Source organism: Caenimonas terrae, assembly GCF_042655405.1.
Lineage (GTDB): Bacteria > Pseudomonadota > Gammaproteobacteria > Burkholderiales > Burkholderiaceae_C > Ramlibacter > Ramlibacter terrae_A.
Map to the genome: position 1 here is coordinate 135,505 of NZ_JBHSMF010000005.1, position 15,827 is coordinate 151,331.

17 protein-coding genes are annotated in these 15,827 nt (G+C 69.4%); 8 read left to right on the forward strand and 9 right to left on the reverse strand.

From position 1 onward, the window contains the following. Positions 1-10: 10 nt before the first annotated feature. Entirely contained in the window at positions 11-1,054 is a 1,044-nt protein-coding gene (locus tag ACFPOE_RS06500) for a rod shape-determining protein (RefSeq protein ID WP_376849199.1), read from the reverse strand. Positions 1,055-1,291: 237 nt separating this feature from the next. Here ACFPOE_RS06500 and gatC point away from each other — a divergent pair, with 237 nt between their 5' ends. The 3 genes from gatC to gatB are packed head-to-tail and all read left to right on the forward strand — an operon-like array spanning position 1,292 to position 4,523. Beyond that, positions 1,292-1,591, forward strand: coding sequence for an Asp-tRNA(Asn)/Glu-tRNA(Gln) amidotransferase subunit GatC (gene gatC / locus ACFPOE_RS06505; RefSeq protein ID WP_376849200.1), 300 nt, complete (start codon positions 1,292-1,294; stop codon positions 1,589-1,591). Further along, a complete protein-coding gene (gene gatA / locus ACFPOE_RS06510) occupies positions 1,588-3,048 on the forward strand; it encodes an Asp-tRNA(Asn)/Glu-tRNA(Gln) amidotransferase subunit GatA (RefSeq protein WP_376849201.1) in 1,461 nt (486 codons plus the stop codon). Before gatC ends, gatA begins: the two co-directional genes overlap by 4 nt. A 2-nt stretch (positions 3,049-3,050) precedes the next feature. Then, positions 3,051-4,523, forward strand: coding sequence for an Asp-tRNA(Asn)/Glu-tRNA(Gln) amidotransferase subunit GatB (gene gatB, locus ACFPOE_RS06515; protein WP_376849202.1), 1,473 nt, complete (start codon positions 3,051-3,053; stop codon positions 4,521-4,523). Here the strand turns inward: gatB and ACFPOE_RS06520 are convergent. Continuing rightward, a complete protein-coding gene (locus ACFPOE_RS06520; RefSeq protein WP_376849203.1) occupies positions 4,489-5,202 on the reverse strand; it encodes a DUF4124 domain-containing protein in 714 nt (237 codons plus the stop codon). The two genes, gatB and ACFPOE_RS06520, sit on opposite strands and share 35 nt — an antisense overlap. 15 nt (positions 5,203-5,217) lie before the next feature. Next, on the reverse strand, positions 5,218-5,898 hold the full coding sequence (gene pyrE, locus ACFPOE_RS06525) for an orotate phosphoribosyltransferase (RefSeq protein WP_376849204.1): 681 nt from the start codon (positions 5,896-5,898) through the stop codon (positions 5,218-5,220). 10 nt (positions 5,899-5,908) lie between these two features. On the opposite strand from pyrE, the gene ACFPOE_RS06530 reads away from it, so the two are divergent. Further along, entirely contained in the window at positions 5,909-6,700 is a 792-nt protein-coding gene (locus tag ACFPOE_RS06530) for an exodeoxyribonuclease III (protein ID WP_376849276.1), read from the forward strand. Here the strand turns inward: ACFPOE_RS06530 and ACFPOE_RS06535 are convergent. From ACFPOE_RS06535 to ACFPOE_RS06545, 3 genes are read right to left on the reverse strand one after another with little or no spacing between them, the layout of a single operon-like run. After that, positions 6,682-8,127, reverse strand: coding sequence for a sensor histidine kinase (locus tag ACFPOE_RS06535; RefSeq protein ID WP_376849205.1), 1,446 nt, complete (start codon positions 8,125-8,127; stop codon positions 6,682-6,684). The genes ACFPOE_RS06530 and ACFPOE_RS06535 overlap by 19 nt on opposite strands. Next, a complete protein-coding gene (locus ACFPOE_RS06540; RefSeq protein ID WP_376849206.1) occupies positions 8,127-8,786 on the reverse strand; it encodes a response regulator transcription factor in 660 nt (219 codons plus the stop codon). The genes ACFPOE_RS06535 and ACFPOE_RS06540 overlap by 1 nt, the downstream gene beginning before the upstream one ends. Before the next feature lie 13 nt (positions 8,787-8,799). Further along, positions 8,800-9,195 (reverse strand): PepSY domain-containing protein, encoded by a 396-nt coding sequence (locus tag ACFPOE_RS06545; RefSeq protein WP_376849207.1) that lies wholly within the window; start codon positions 9,193-9,195, stop codon positions 8,800-8,802. A gap of 49 nt (positions 9,196-9,244) precedes the next feature. Between ACFPOE_RS06545 and ACFPOE_RS06550 the strand changes: the two genes are divergently transcribed. From ACFPOE_RS06550 to ACFPOE_RS06560, 3 genes are read left to right on the forward strand one after another with little or no spacing between them, the layout of a single operon-like run. Further along, on the forward strand, positions 9,245-9,646 hold the full coding sequence (locus tag ACFPOE_RS06550; protein ID WP_376849208.1) for a DUF1924 domain-containing protein: 402 nt from the start codon (positions 9,245-9,247) through the stop codon (positions 9,644-9,646). Positions 9,647-9,674: 28 nt separating this feature from the next. Further along, a complete protein-coding gene (locus ACFPOE_RS06555; RefSeq protein ID WP_376849209.1) occupies positions 9,675-10,187 on the forward strand; it encodes a diheme cytochrome c in 513 nt (170 codons plus the stop codon). 29 nt (positions 10,188-10,216) lie between these two features. Further along, positions 10,217-10,936 (forward strand): cytochrome b/b6 domain-containing protein, encoded by a 720-nt coding sequence (locus ACFPOE_RS06560; protein WP_376849210.1) that lies wholly within the window; start codon positions 10,217-10,219, stop codon positions 10,934-10,936. Positions 10,937-10,942: 6 nt separating this feature from the next. Here ACFPOE_RS06560 and ACFPOE_RS06565 read toward each other — a convergent pair whose 3' ends face one another. From ACFPOE_RS06565 to ACFPOE_RS06575, 3 genes are read right to left on the reverse strand one after another with little or no spacing between them, the layout of a single operon-like run. Next, positions 10,943-12,037 carry a phospholipase A gene (locus tag ACFPOE_RS06565; protein ID WP_376849211.1) on the reverse strand — a complete coding sequence of 365 codons (1,095 nt, stop codon included), beginning with the start codon at positions 12,035-12,037 and terminating at the stop codon, positions 10,943-10,945. Positions 12,038-12,045: 8 nt separating this feature from the next. Then, a complete protein-coding gene (locus tag ACFPOE_RS06570) occupies positions 12,046-12,465 on the reverse strand; it encodes a hypothetical protein (RefSeq protein ID WP_376849212.1) in 420 nt (139 codons plus the stop codon). Next, positions 12,462-14,576: an ATP-dependent helicase gene (locus ACFPOE_RS06575; protein WP_376849213.1), complete on the reverse strand. Its 2,115-nt coding sequence runs from the start codon at positions 14,574-14,576 to the stop codon at positions 12,462-12,464. Before ACFPOE_RS06575 ends, ACFPOE_RS06570 begins: the two co-directional genes overlap by 4 nt. 254 nt (positions 14,577-14,830) lie before the next feature. Between ACFPOE_RS06575 and ACFPOE_RS06580 the strand changes: the two genes are divergently transcribed. Next, the gene (locus ACFPOE_RS06580; protein WP_376849214.1) at positions 14,831-15,796 is read left to right on the forward strand and encodes an AEC family transporter; all 966 of its coding nucleotides are present in this window, start codon (positions 14,831-14,833) and stop codon (positions 15,794-15,796) included. Positions 15,797-15,827: the final 31 nt, after the last annotated feature.

Below are 15,827 nucleotides of genomic sequence, written 5' to 3' on the forward strand. Positions count from 1 at the left end.
CGGGGGCGGGTTATTCGCTGGTGAAGATCGAGCCGAGCCGGTCCATGCGCTCCAGCGCGATGCCGCAGCCCCGCACCACGCAGGTCAACGGATCCTCGGCCACCAGCACCGGCAGCCCGGTTTCCTCCGCCAGCAGCCGGTCCAGGTCGCGCAGCAGGGCGCCGCCGCCGGTCAGCATCATGCCGCGCTCGGCGATGTCCGCGCCCAGTTCGGGCGGCGTCTGCTCCAGCGCGTTCTTCACCGCCGAGACGATGTTGTTCAGCGGGTCGGTGAGCGCTTCCAGGATTTCGTTGGAGGAGATCGTGAACGAGCGCGGCACGCCTTCGGAGAGGTTGCGGCCCTTGACTTCCATTTCCTTGACTTCGCTGCCGGGGAAGGCCGAGCCGATGTTCTTCTTGATCGCTTCGGCCGTCGGCTCGCCGATCAGCATGCCGTAGTTGCGGCGGATGTAGCTGATGATGGCTTCGTCGAACTTGTCGCCGCCCACCCGCACGCTGCCCTTGTAGACCATGCCGCCCAGCGAGATCACGCCGACCTCGGTGGTGCCGCCGCCGATGTCGACCACCATCGAGCCGGAGGCTTCGGAGACCGGCAGGCCGGCGCCGATCGCCGCCGCCATCGGCTCCTCGATCAGGTACACCTCGGAGGCGCCGGCGCCCAGCGCCGATTCGCGGATGGCCCGGCGCTCCACCTGGGTGGAGCCGCAGGGCACGCAGATGATGATGCGGGGGCTGGGCTTGAGGACGGACCGGGGATGGACCATCTTGATGAACTGCTTGAGCATCTGCTCGGTGACGGTGAAGTCGGCGATCACGCCGTCCTTCATCGGGCGGATCGCCTCGATGTTGCCGGGAACCTTGCCGAGCATTGCCTTGGCTTCGCGGCCGACTGCCTGGATGGTCTTCTTGCCCTGGGGGCCGCCTTCGTGGCGGATCGCGACCACCGATGGTTCGTCCAGCACGATGCCCTTGTCGCGAACGAAGATGAGGGTATTGGCGGTGCCCAGGTCAATGGCCAGGTCGGTGGAAAAATACCGACGAAACGCTCCGAACATCAGGAAGTCCTCTCGCGGGCATGGGCGGCAGTGCCAGCCGCTGCCTTTTTATCGATCAATGGATTGGCCCGAAGACCCCAGTTTTTTCGGCCCCTCCGGGCCGATTTTGTCCGTCGTACAACGCCGTTCGCAGGTGCTGCACTAAAGGCGGGATAATACCCGATCCCCTGTGAATCCCCGGGCCGTCGCCGCCCGAAATATGCGCTTACATGTGTCGGCGCGCCAACGTTCTTCACCATGTCCCTCAGTTCCCAAGACATCGACCGCATCGCCAACCTCGCGCGGCTGCAACTGCGCCCTGAAGAAAGCGAGCGCATGCTGACGCAGATCAACGGCTTCTTCGACATCGTCGAACAGATGCGGGCCGTGGACACCACGGGCATCGAGCCGCTGGCCCATCCGGTCGCAACGGTGCAGGCGATCTCCTTGCGGCTGCGGGAAGACCGCGCCACCGAGGTGATCGACCGCGAGGCCAACATGCGCAACGCCCCGGCCCGGGAGGCCGGCCTGTTCCTGGTGCCCAAGGTGATCGAATGAGCGCCCTGCACGACCTGACGGTGGCCGAACTGGCCGCCAGGCTGCGCAGCAAGGACGTCTCCGCGATGGAGGCGGCGCGCCATTTCCTGGCCCGCGGCAAGGCGAACGAGAAGCTCGGGGCGTATCTTTCGACCAACGAGGATGTGACGCTTGCCCAGGCCGCGGCGGCCGACCGGCGCCTCGCGGCCGGCGAGCGCTCGCCGCTGCTGGGGGTGCCGATCGCCCACAAGGACATCTTCGTCACCCGCGATTTCCCGACCACGGCCGGCTCGAAGATGCTCGAGGGCTATCTGTCGCCTTTCGACGCCACCGTGGTGCGCCAGCTCGCCGACGCCGGCATGGTGACCCTGGGCAAGCTCAATTGCGACGAATTCGCGATGGGATCGTCCAACGAGAATTCGGCGTTCAAGCCGGTGCTCAACCCCTGGGACCCGTCGCGCATTCCCGGCGGCTCCTCCGGCGGCAGCGCTGTGGCGGTGGCCGCCCGGCTGGCGCCGGCCGCCACCGGCACCGACACCGGCGGCTCGATCCGCCAGCCCGCGTCCTTCACCGGCATCACCGGCATCAAGCCCACCTATGGCCGGGCGTCGCGCTACGGGATGATCGCCTTCGCCTCCAGCCTGGACCAGGCCGGCGCGATGGCGCGCACCGCCCAGGACTGTGCGCTGCTGCTGTCGGCGATCGTCGGCCCGGACCCAGACCGCGATTCCACCTCGCTGGACCTGCCGGCGGAAGACTTTTCCCGTTCCCTCGACGGCTCCATCGACGGTCTGCGCATCGGCGTGCCGAAGGAATTCTTCGGCGAAGGGCTGGCGCCGGACGTGCGCGCCGCCATCGAGGCCGCGCTGCAGCAGTACGTGAAGCTGGGCGCGACGCTGGTGGACATCTCGCTGCCGCGCACCGAGCTGTCGATCCCCGTCTACTACATCATCGCCCCGGCCGAGGCGTCCTCCAACCTGTCGCGGTTCGACGGCGTCAAGTTCGGCCACCGCGCCAGGGACTACGGCGACCTGCTGGAGATGTACAAGAAGACCCGCGCCGAAGGCTTCGGCGACGAGGTCAAGCGCCGCATCATGATCGGCACCTATGTGCTGTCGCACGGCTACTACGACGCCTACTACCTGCAGGCGCAGAAGATCCGCCGCATGATCGCCGACGATTTCCAGCAGGCATTCAAGCAGTGCGACGTCATCGCCGGCCCGGTGGCGCCCACCGTCGCCTGGAAGCTGGGCGAGAAGAGCGACCCGGTGGCCAACTACCTGGCCGACATCTTCACGCTGCCCGGCTCGCTGGCCGGCCTGCCCGGCATGAGCCTGCCGGCCGGCTTCGGCGCCGGCGGCATGCCGGTGGGGTTGCAGCTGCTTGGCAATTACTTCGGCGAGGCCAGGCTGCTGAACGCGGCCCACAAGTTCCAGCAGGCGACCGATTTCCACCTTCGCAAGCCGGAAGGTTTCTGACCATGAGCTCAAGACTAATCCAGGGGTATGAGGTCGTGATCGGCTTCGAGACCCACACCCAGCTGTCCACGCAGTCGAAGATCTTCAGCCGCGCATCGACCGCCTTCGGCGCCGAGCCCAATACCCAGGCCGCACCGGTCGACCTCGCCCTTCCTGGCACGCTGCCGGTGATGAACAAGGGCGCGGTGGAGCGCGCGATCGAGTTCGGGCTGGCGGTGAACGCGACGATCGCGCCGCAAAGCGTGTTCGCGCGCAAGAACTACTTCTATCCCGACCTGCCCAAGGGCTACCAGATCAGCCAGTTCGAGATCCCGGTGGTGCAGGGCGGCAGCGTGGAGTTCTTCCTTCCTTCGACAGGCTCAGGACAGGCGGTTCTGGAAAAGAAGTCGGTGCGGCTGGTGCGCGCCCACCTCGAGGAAGACGCCGGCAAGTCGCTGCACGAGGACTTCGTGGGCATGTCGGGCATCGACCTGAACCGCGCCGGCACGCCGCTGCTGGAGATCGTCACCGAGCCCGACATGCGCTCCTCCGACGAGGCGGTGGCCTATGCGAAGGAACTGCACAAGATCGTGACCTGGATCGGCATCTGCGACGGCAACATGCAGGAGGGGTCGTTCCGCTGCGACGCCAACGTCTCGGTGCGCAGGCCCGGCGCCCCGCTGGGCACGCGGCGCGAGATCAAGAACCTCAACAGCTTCAAGTTCATGCAGCAGGCGATCGACTACGAGATCCGCTGGCAGATCGCCGAGATCGAGGACGGCCGCGCGATCCAGCAGGCCACCGTGCTGTTCGACCCCGACACCGGCGAGACGCGCGCGATGCGGACCAAGGAAGACGCGGCGGACTATCGCTACTTCCCGGACCCGGACCTGCCGCCGCTGGTGGTGGCGCCCGAATGGGTGGAGCGGGTGCGCTCCGAGATGGCGGAGCTGCCGCGCGTGATGGCGGCGCGCTTCGTCGCCGACTACGGCCTGCCGGAATACGACGCCACCACGCTGACGCAGAGCAAGGCCATGGCGGCCTATTTCGAGGCCGCGGCCAAGGCCAGCGGCCAAGCCAAGCTGGCCAGCAACTGGATCATGGGCGAGCTGTCGCGGCGGCTCAATGCCGGCGACACGACGATCGAGCAGGCGCCGGTCGATGCCAAGGCGCTGGCGGCCTTGATCAACCGGATTGCGGACGGCACGATCTCGAACAACGCGGCCCGCCAGGTGTTCGATGCGCTGTGGAGCGGCGAGGGCAAGGACGTGGACGCCGTCATCGAAGCCAAGGGCCTCAAGCAGATGAGCGACACCGGCGCGCTGGAAAAGATCATCGACGACGTGCTGGCCGCCAACGCCGACAACGTGGCGCAGTTCAAGGCCGGCAAGGAAAAGGCGTTCAACGCGCTGGTCGGCCAGGCCATGAAGGCCAGCAAGGGCAAGGCCAACCCGGCCCAGGTCAACGAGTTGCTGAAGAAGAAGCTGGCCGGCTAGCGGAGGCGGCGCGGGCCACGGTGGTCGGGACCGGCGCCGCCGCGGATGCGGCAGCGGCGCCCTGTTGCTGCGCCCACAGCAGCTTCAGCCGCGACAGTTCCTCGTCGAAGCGCGCGTTCACGCGCACCTTCTCCACCTCCTGGCTGGCCACGAAGCGCCGTTGCGCGTCCAGCTGCTTGTCCACGTCCTCGATCTGGCGCTTGAGCTTGGGCGGCGTGCGCGACGGATTGATCTTGTAGAACTCCACCTCGCCGTCCAGGTACTTGCGCTGCACCTGCAATTCGCGGGTGCGGACGAGCGCGGCGGCCGTGACGCTGTCCACCATCGTCAGCGCTTCCGCCCGCTCCTTGTCGTGCACGGCGCGGTTCGGGTAGCGGGTGAGCAGCGCCTTCTCGCGCTTCCTTTCCTCGGCCTGCCGGCTGCGGTCTTCCTCCAGCCGGCGCACCTTTTCTTCCTCCGCGGCGCGCTCGGCGGCAGTCAGCGACGGGCCGATCCTGCGGCGCACGCCGCCGGAGCTCAGTTCCACCTGCTCGCGGTCGATGCATTCGAGGATCGGACGGTCTGCGGTGAGATGGCGCCCTTTGGCATCGGTGCAGGTGTAGACGCCTTCGGCCAGGACCGGTGCGGCGAGCGCAGCCAGCAGCGGAGCCAGGATGGCCACCCGGACGGTCGCAAACACCACTTGTCGGTCCCTTTACTCCACGCCGTAGCGCTGTCGATAAGCCAGCACCTGCGGGTAATGAGCGCCGATCGCGTCGCCGCTGTGCTGCTGCAGATACTGGAGCAAATCCGACAGCCGTGCAATCGCGCAAACCTCGAGCCCCAGCCGGTCGCGGACATATTGCACGGCGGAGTAGGGCGAATCCTCCCCGTTGTCGGTGGCCATCTCCTGCCGGTCCAGCGCGATCGCCACCGCATGGGCGCGGGCGCCGGCCGCCTCGATGATGCCGATCGATTCGCGCACCGCGGTGCCGGCCGACATCACGTCGTCGACGATCAGCACCCGGCCGCGCACCGGCGCGCCCACCAGCGAACCGCCTTCGCCGTGGTCCTTGGCTTCCTTGCGGTTGTAGGCATAGGGCAGGTTGCGTCCCAGCCGCGCCAGTTCGATCGCGACCGCCGCCGCCAGCGGGATTCCCTTGTACGCGGGCCCGAACAGCATGTCGAAGCCGATGCCCGAGGCCAGGATGCGCTTTGCATAGAATTGCGCCAGCCGACCGAGCTTGGCGCCGTCGTCGAACAGGCCGGCGTTGAAAAAATAGGGGGAGAGCCGCCCGGCTTTCGTCTTGAATTCGCCGAAGCGCAGGACACCCGATTCGACGGCGAACTGCACGAACTCCTGGGCCAGCGGATCCTGGCTGCCACCTGCCACCATGGGAATGTCCTTGTTCAAACTCACCAGCCTCAACCTCAACGGCCTGCGCTCGGCCGCCAGCAAGGGCGTGGAAGCGTGGATCGCCAAGGCCAGGCCCGATTGTATTTGCGTGCAGGAGGTCAGGGTGCAGGCAGCCGACGTGGAGGGCCGCTTCGAGGAGATGGCGGGCCTGAAGGGACACTTCCATTTCGCGCAGAAGAAGGGCTACTCCGGCGTCGCGGTTTACTCCAGACACGCGCCCAGCGACGTCATCGTCGGCTACGGCTCGCCGGAGTTCGACGCCGAGGGCCGCTACGTGGAGCTGCGCTTCGACACGCCCAAGCGCAAGTTCTCGGTGATCAGCTGCTATTTCCCCAGCGGGTCCTCGGGCGAGGAGCGGCAGCAGGCCAAGTTCAGGTTCCTCGACGAGTTCGATCCGCACCTGGCCCGGCTCAGGACGCAGCGCGAGTTCATCCTGTGCGGCGACGTCAACATCGCCCACCGGGAGCAGGACCTGAAGAACTGGCGCAGCAACCGCAAGAACAGCGGCTTCCTGCCGCAAGAGCGGGCCTGGATGACCAAGATCCTGGCGGACACCGGGCTGGTCGACGTCTACCGCAAGCTGTGCCCGGACAGCACCGAGGACTGCTACACGTGGTGGAGCAACCGCGGCCAGGCCTATGCGAAGAACGTCGGCTGGCGGCTGGACTACCACCTGGCGACGCCCGCGATCGCGGCGCTGGCGCGCAGCGAGTCGATCTACAAGGCCGAGAAATTCTCCGACCACGCGCCGATCACGGTGGACTACGAGTTCACGCTCTGAGCCTTGCCGGGCACCGCCGCCGCCGGCAGCAGCAGAACCGCATGCAGGCCTCGTGGCGCCGCCGGCTCCAGGTCCAGCCGTCCTCCGTACAGGCCCACCAGGTCCTGCACGATCGCCAGGCCCAGCCCTGAGCCGGGCACCGTTTCGTCGGCACGGACCCCCCTGGCGCGCACCGTTTCGACGTCCGCGGCGGCGATGCCTGGCCCGTCGTCCTCGATGTGGACGGCGAGTGCGGCACGCGTGTCGATCGCGGCCGCTTCCACCCACACCTTCACCTCGGCGGCGGCCCACTTGCAGGCGTTGTCCAGCAGGTTGCCCAGCATTTCCTGCAGGTCCTGCGCCTCGCCGGCGAAGGACAGCTGCTGCGCGCAGGGCGCGACCCGGATGCGCAGGCCACGTTGCGCGTGGACGCGTTCCATCACCCGCACCAGGCCCGCGATCGCCGGGCCGATCGGCGTCCGCAGGCCCGGCAGGCGACGCGTCGCCGCGACGCGCGAGCGCGCCAGGTGCCAGTCGATCTGGCGCATGGCCAGGCCCAGTTGCTCCTGGACCACCCGCGCCAGCTCGCTGTCATGCGTGCGCAGCGCGCGTGCGGCGGCCTGGTCGATCACCGACAGCGGCGTCTTCAGCGCGTGCGCCAGGTTGCCGGCGTGGGTGCGGGCCCGCGCCAGCCCGGCGGCCTGGTCGTCCAGGATGGCGTTGAAGTCGTCCACCAGGGGCTGGACTTCGGAAGGAAACCGCCCGTGCAGGCGCCCCGCGCTGGCCTGGCGGACTCCCTGCACCGCGTCCTGCAGCGCGCGCAGCGGCTTCAGTCCGATGCCGACCTGCGCCCACGCGGCCAGCGCAAGCAGCACCAGCAGCACGGCGAGCGACGGGGCCAGCACGCCGCTGAAACGGCTGGTCGCGGCGCGCACCTCGTGCAGGTCGGCCGCCACAACCAGGCGCCAGCGGGCGCCCGGCTGCGCGTCCGACTGCACGGTCCGCTCCAGCATCAGCACCGAAGAATCGGCGGGGCCGCGGCCTTCGTGCGCGTGGACGGCGCCTCCGGGCAACGCGTCGGCCGGCAGCACCAGGCGCGTGTCCCACAGCGAGCGCGAACGCAGTACCGCCGCCTGGCCGGGACCGGCGCCGCCGGCCTCGTCGACCTGCCAATACAGCCCCGAGTACGGCCGCTGCCAGCGCGGATCCGACAGCGACTGCGGATCGATCACCGGCCGGCCCTGCGCATCGAACTCGAGGCGGGCGGTCAGCTGGTCCAGATGCTGGGAGAGCGAAGCGGAGAACTGGCGCAAGACGTGCTCGCGAAACAGGCTGTCCAGGACGATGCCGGCCAGCAGCACCGCGAGCGCGACACCGCATACGGTGGCCACCAGCAGGCGCAGGCGCAGCGACCCGGTCCAGCGCGGTTGCTGCGGCGCCGTCGCCATCACGCCGCCAGCAGGCGGTAGCCCAGGCCGCGCACCGTCTCGATCCGCACCGAGGGCAGCTTCCTGCGCAGCCGGCCGACGAACACCTCGATGGTGTTGGAGTCGCGGTCGAAGTCCTGCGCGTACAGGTGTTCGGTCAGCTCGGTGCGCGACACCAGCACGTCCGGCCGGTGCATCAGGTATTCGAGCAGCCTGTACTCGTGGCCGGTGAGCGCGACCGCATGGCCGCCGACCGTGACCCGGCCCCTGCGCGTGTCCAGCATCAGGTCGGCGCAGCGCAGCACGGGCGACGCCATGCCGCTGGCGCGGCGGATCAGGGCGCGCAGGCGCGCCAGCAGCTCCTCGGCGTGGAACGGCTTGGTCAGGTAGTCGTCGGCGCCGGCATCGATGCCGGAGACCTTTTCGTGCCAGTTGTCGCGCGCAGTGAGGATCAGGACCGGCATCGAGCGACCCGCATCGCGCCAGCGCGCCAGCACGGTGAGTCCGTCGAGCTGCGGCAGTCCCAGGTCCAGCACCACGGCGTCGAAAGGCTCGGTCGACCCCAGGTGCAGGGCGGTGCGGCCGTCGGTGGCGACATCGACGGCGTAACCGGCCTCCTGCAGGGCGCCGCGCAGCTCCTCGCGCAGGCCGGGGTCGTCTTCCACCAGGAGGATGCGCATCGCGGGCCGGCCCTCAGCGTCCGCCGTCCCGCGGCCCGGACCGCAGCAGTGACCCGGAGCGCGCGTCCAGCTTGACCTTCAGCAGGCGGCCGTCCGCTCTCAGCAGCTTGATCTCGTAAATCCAGACGCCGCCTTCCTGCTCCAGCTCCACCTCCAGCACCTGCCCCGGCTGCTCGCGCGCCAGCCGCTCCAGCGCCGTCGGCAACGGCAACACCTGGCCGGCCTGCAGCGCCTGGAGGGCGCGTTCGTGGTCTTTCTCGCCGGCTCGCGCGGGCAGCACCAGCACGGCGCACAGGACGAGCGCGGCGGTGGCGGCGGCAGTGACGGACGGCATTCGGCGAGTGTGCGCAAACGTTCCTGAACCGGGGATGAACAGCGGCTTCAGCTCCGGTTCAAACGCGGTTTTCAACAATCCTCCCATGCAACACAAGCACCCGCCACACAGAAGGAGCCAACCCATGATCTCGATCAAACCGAGCGCGCTTGCACTGGCCGCAGCGCTGCTGGCAGGCGCGGCGCAGGCGGTGGACACGTCGCCGGCGCAGCAGCTCGCCCACTGGAGCGCGCAGGCGGCCAGCCCGGGCCAGGCCGAGCGAGGCAAGGCGTTCTTCACGGCACGCCACGGGGCCGATTGGTCCTGCTCGTCCTGCCATGGCGCTCCGCACACCAGCACCGGCAAGCACGCCAGCACCGGCAAGCCGATCGACCCGCTGGCGCCGGCCTTCAACCCCCGCGCTTTCACGGAGTCGGCGAAGGTCGACAAGTGGTTCCGGCGCAACTGCAAGGACGTCGCCGGCCGCGAATGCACAGCCGGCGAGAAGGCCGACGTGCTGGCGTATCTCCTGGCGCTCAGGCCCTGATCCGTCCCATCCCCATCTGGAGCACTCCATGCCAACTTCCTCCATCATGCTGCGGCTTGCGTCTGCGGCCTGCCTGGTCCTGACGGGCCTGACCGCCCATGCCGACGGCGGCCGCGCGATGCCCGGCGCCGTACCGCCTGCCTACGGCGCCGAATGCGCCTCCTGCCACATGGCCTACCCGCCCGGCCTGCTGCCCGCGCCTTCGTGGCAGCGGCTGATGGCGGGGCTCGACCGGCACTTCGGCACCGATGCGTCGCTGGACGCCGCCACGGTGCAGCACCTTTCGCGCTGGCTGCAGGCCAATGCCGGCACCGGCCAGCGCGCCGGCGCCGAGCCGCCACAGGACCGCATCACGCGCTCGCCCTGGTTCGAACGCAAGCACCGCAAGGTCGACGCGGCGACCTGGAAGCTGGCGTCGGTCAGGACAGCCTCGAATTGCGCCGCTTGCCACTCCGGCGCGGAACGCGGCAGCTTCGACGAGCACGCCCTGCGCATGCCGGCGGGCCTGGCGCCCGGGCAGCAACGCGCGTGGAACGACTGATCACCCGCTTCAACGAAGGACCACCCACCATGACCACATCGTCCCAGCTCACGCCGTCCGCCCGGGCCGAGCCGCGGGCCCGGGCGCCCGGCCGCCGGGTCAACGACGCGCCGACGCGCATGTTCCACTGGCTGTTCGCCCTGAGCTTCACCGGCGCCTATGCGACGGCTGAGAGCGAGCACTTGCGCCTGCTGCACGTCACGCTCGGCTACACCCTTGGCGGCTTGCTGGCGTTCCGGCTGCTGTATGGCCTGGTCGGGCCGCGCCAGCTCCGGCTCGGCGCGCTCTGGCGCAGGCTCGCGGGCGTGCCCGCGTGGCTGCGGTCCGGCTGGCGGGCGCCCGGCCAGTGGCGCCAGGGGCAGCACCTGCTGATGGCGCTGGCCCTGGCGTCCCTGCTGCTGCTGGTGCTGCCGCTGACCCTGAGCGGCTATGCGACGTTCAACGACTGGGGCGGCCATGCGCTGGAGGAGGCGCATGAATTCTTCGGCAACGCCTTCCTGGCGGTGGCCCTGGCCCATGTGGGGCTGGTCGTGGCCATGAGCCTGCTGCGGCGCCAGAACCTGGCCGCGCCCATGGTCACGGGGCGCACCGCCGCGCCCGGGCCGGACCTGGTGAAAGCCAACCGCGTCTGGCTCGCCATCGTGCTGTTGCTGGCGGTCCTCGCGTTCGGCGGCTGGCAGTGGCAGCAGTCGCCCAATGGCCTGTTCTCCGCGACGCCGGCCGCGCGCAGCATGCGCGGCGAGGATTGAAACGCGCTACCAGTCCACCAGGCTCAGCCCCACGCTAAGCACCGTGCGGCGGAAGTTGTAATCGAGCAGGCTGTCGCCGTAGCCGCTGAACAGCTGCGTGTGCAGCCGCAGGCCGGCCGGCGCGCCGCGGCTGTCGGTGCCGATGGCGCGCAGCCATTCGAGCCGCAGCGAGCCGCGGCTGGAGTGGCTGAGCGAGTGGCGCAGCGTGGCGGCCAGCACGTTCTGCCGGTTCACGTCCCAGCTGGCGACCAGTTCGGCGCGGCCGATGTAATCGCTGATGCCGGGGTTGTCGTCGCTGCTCTCGGGCAGGCGGCGCCAGACCCGGCCCTGCAGCCGCACCCCGCGGGCGTGCTCGGCCCCGGCCATCAGGTACACGCGGTTCCAGCTGCGCGACAGCGGCAGCGTCTGGCCGTTGGACTGGTGCACCACGCCCAGCCCGGTGTAGCGCAGGCGCCAGCCGGCCGGCATGGTGTAGTCGCTCGGGTAGACGTAGATCAGTTCCGGCTCGTGGTCGGTGCTGCGGAACGGCCGCGAGATGCCGCCGTTGAACACCTGCCAGTAGGACTGCTGCGTGTACCCGAACCACAGCGAATCGCTGATCGCCGGATTGGCGCGGGTGAGCAGGTTGGCGGCCAGCTTGGTGCGCACCGACAGCTGCAGCCGGGTTTCGGTGGTGCCGTAATCCTGCGCCGTCGGCGCGCTGTTGGCCGGGTTGCCGGACTTGGGTTCGGTGTTGACCACGTTGCCCTTGACCACCGACAGGCTGATCGCGCGGTAGCCGCGGATGTCGAAGGTGCCGCAGTCGCTGGCCGCCTCCAGCTCCCAGAAGCGCGACAGCTCGGTGGAACGGCGGTCGTGGCAGCCGCCCGCCGACGGGGGGCCAGCCGCCGGCGCTTGCGCGACCGGCTGCGGCTGCTGCGGGACGGGCTCGGGCACGGCTGCGGGCTGGGCCGGCGCCGCCGATTGCGCCCAGCGGTCGAAGCAGGCGAGCCGGGCGCCGGCATCGGCCAGCGCCATGCAGGCCTGCCAGCCGGCGCTGTCGGTGGCGGCAGCCGGCAAGGCGATGCACAAGACGGCGGCGCGCAGGCAGGAGCGGAGCATGGGGGCGATTATGGGAGCTTGCGCAGCACGAAGGGGCGCGGCGCCGGTCCGGCGGCGCGCTGCCAGTCGCCACGAATCTCCAGCCCGCAGGAGCCGTCGATCACGGTGCCGCTCCAGATGGCGTCGATGTGCACGCCGTCCACCGATTCCTCCAGCGTGAACTCGCCGTCGTCGACGTCGCCGGCCACCAGCGCCTGCCGGCCGTCGCGGTCGATGGCGCCGCGCACGCTCTCGGCCAGTTCCGGATGGCGCTCCAGCAGCAGGGTCGCGCCCTGCTGCAGGCCGTCGAAACTGGCGCGCCACAGGCCCAGCAGGTGGCGCTGCGTGATTTCGCCGGGGCTGGGGCAGGGCGTCTGCAACTCGCCGGCCGTGCCGGCCCGTGCCTGGGCTGCCGCCAGGCAAACGGCCAGCACCAGCGCCGTCTTCATGGCGCGGCTTGCGAGGCAGCGGCGGCCGCCGCCGATTCCAGCGCCTTCTTGGCGAACTCCGCCCGCAGCGCCTTGAGCTTCTCGCGCGGGTCCTCGCGGGTGCTCGCCTTTTCCAGCGCCATCTCCGCGATGAAGCGGCTGGGCTGGGCGGCGATCATCTCGCGGCCCTTCTTGCGCTTCTTGGTCCAGCTCACCGCGAGCGACCGCTGCGCGCGCGTGATGCCCACGTACATCAGGCGCCGCTCTTCCTGCAGCCGCTGCAGGATGCCTTCGGACATCGGGCCGTCGGCGCGGCCGGTGGGGTTGTCGTCATCCCCAAGCTTGAACGGCAGCAGGCCTTCGGTCACGCCCACCAGCATCACGTGCGGCCACTCCAGGCCCTTGGCCGCATGCAGCGTCGACAGCGTCACCACGTTCTGGTCGGTCTCGCGTTCGCTGATGGTGGACAGCAAGGCGATGGTCTGCGCCACTTCCAGCAGGGTCTTCTTCTCGCTGGCGATGCTGACGCCGGCCGTGTCGTCGATCTCGCCGCCGCAGCGCTTGGCCATCCAGTCGCAAAAGTCCAGCACGTTGGTCCAGCGGGACGCCGCCAGCTTCTCGCTGTCCTCGCCGTCGAACAGGTGCTTCTCGTAATCGATGTCCTTGAGCCATTCCAGCAGGAAGGCGTGCGCCGCCTCGTAGCCCTCGGTCTGGCGGGCCCGGAACTCCAGGTCGTTCACGTAGCGGCCGAATTCGTGCAGGCTGCCCACCGCCTTGGCCGGCAGCACCGAGCCGAGCGAGGGCGAGAACAGCGACGCGAACAGGCTCAGCCTGTACTTGCCGGCGAACTCGCCCAGGTTCTGCAGCGTGGTGTGGCCGATGCCGCGCTTGGGCGTGGTGATCGAGCGCAGGAAGGCCGGGTCGTCGTCGTTGTTCACCCACAGCCGCAGCCAGGCGCACAGGTCCTTGATCTCGGCGCGGTCGAAGAAGCTCTGGCCGCCCGACACCTTGTACGGGATGGCCGCCTTGCGCAGCGCCTTCTCGAAGGTGCGGGCCTGGTGGTTGGCGCGATAGAGCACCGCGAAGTTCTTCCACTCCTGCACCTGGCCGCCGCCGCCTTCGGTGGCGCCGTTGGCGCGTGCCGACTGGATGCGGGCGACCACCCGCTCGGCCTCGTGCTCCTCGTTGTCGGCGTCGACCACGCGCACCGGCTCGCCCTCGCCCAGTTCGGAGAACAGCGTCTTGGGAAACAGCTTGGGGTTCGGCCCGATCACGTTGTTGGCGGCCCGCAGGATCGCGCTGGTGGAGCGGTAGTTCTGCTCCAGCTTAACCACCTTCAACTGCGGGAAGTCCAGCGGCAGCCGCTTGAGGTTGTCCAGCGTGGCGCCGCGCCAGCCGTAGATCGACTGGTCGTCGTCGCCCACCGCGGTGAAGCGCGCGCGCTCGCCGACCAGCAGCTTGAGCACCTCGTACTGGGTGGCGTTGGTGTCCTGGTATTCGTCCACCAGCACATGGCCCATCTGCTGCTGCCACTTGTCCCGCACCTCGGCGTGCTCCTGCAGCAGCTTGAGCGGCAGCTTGATCAGGTCGTCGAAGTCGACGCTCTGGTAGGCCGTCAGACGCTCCTCGTAGCGCGCCATCACGCGGGCGATGATCTTCTCGTTGTCGTCCTTGGCCTGGGCCTCGGCCTGCACCGAAGTCAGCCCCATGTTCTTCCACAGGCTGATGGTCCACTGCCACTGGCGGGCGGTGGCCGAATCGACGCTGCCGCCGGCGTCCTTCAGGATGCTGGTGACGTCGTCGCTGTCCAGGATCGAGAACTGCTTCTTCAGCCCCAGCACGTCGCCGTCCTGGCGCAGCATGCGCACGCCCAGCGCGTGGAAGGTGCAGATCAGCACTCCCCTGGCCTCCCGCCCGATCAGGCTCTTGGCCCGCTCGCGCATTTCGGCGGCGGCCTTGTTGGTGAAGGTGATGGCCGCGATCCGCTGCGGCTCCAGCCCGGCCTGGATCAGGCGGCCGATCTTGTGCGTGATGACGCGCGTCTTGCCGGAACCGGCGCCGGCCAGCACCAGGCAGGGGCCCTGCATGAAGTTGACGGCTTCCTGCTGGGCGAGATTGAGACCGGCGGACATCGGGGGGGGACTGCAGACGAAAGAGAGCGAGCGGCGATCATACCGGCCGCCCGGCGGCGGGCGCGGTACAAATGCCGGATCAGGCCACTCCGGAAACAGCCGTCGATCCAGGGGACTGTCATGCCGGACCCCGATCCGGCATCCAGACGCTGGCGCGCTGGCCAAGGCCGTTGCGCCAAGGGGCATGGCGCGGCCTCTTCCTGATCGACGGCTGTTGGTTTTCTGCCAACGCGCAGCGCCTGAGACAATCCGGCGTGCTCGACGTCCTGCTGATCACCTTTCCCTTCTTCGCGCTGGTGCTGTGCGGCTACGTCGCCGCGCGCCGGCGGATGCTGCCGTTCGAGGCGATCTCGGGCCTGAACAGCTTCGTGCTGTACTTCGCGCTGCCCTGCATGCTGTACCGCTTCGGCGCCAGCACGCCGATCGCGCAGCTGCTCGATGGCTCGGCCATCGCCGTGTACCTGGTGTGCGCGCTGGTGCTGGTGGCCTTCGTCGTCGCCGTCAGCATGAACCGGCGCATCGGCTGGAACGACGCCGCCTTCGGCGCGCTGGTGGCCGCCTTTCCGAACACGGGCTTCATGGGGGTGCCGCTGCTGGTGGCGCTGCTGGGCGCCGGCGCGGCCGGGCCGGCGATCCTCACCATCCTGGTCGACCTGCTGGTCACCACCTCCCTGTGCGTGGCGCTGTCGCGGCTCGACGGCGCGGACCAGCACGGGGCGTCGCGCGCCGCCAGCAATGCGTTGCGGGGCGTGGCGCTCAACCCCATGCCGTGGGCGATCGTGCTGGGCGGCATCTCGTCGGCGCTGCAGATGCAGCCGCTCAAGCCGGTGATGCAGACCATCGGGCTGCTGGCCGACTCGGCCTCGCCGGTGGCGCTGTTCACCATCGGCGCGGTGCTGGCGCGCTCGCAGGCCATGGCGGCGCAGCGCGAGCAGGCGCCGATGCCGCTGCGCGACTTCGTGCCGGTCGCGCTGATCAAGCTGGTCGTCCATCCGCTGCTGGTGCTGATGGTCGGCGCCGCCGCGATCTATCTCGGCCTGCCGCTGGCCAAGTTCGCCCTCACCGTGATGGTGCTGGTGGCTGCGCTGCCGAGCGCCAGCAACGTCTCGCTGCTGGCGGAGCGCTTCGGCGCCGACACCGGGCGCATCGCGCGCATCATCCTGCTGACCACGGCTGCCGCCTTCCTCACGTTCTCGGGGGCCGTTGCGCTGATGCGCTAGTGCCCCGGTGCGCGGCCGCAAGGCATGGAGT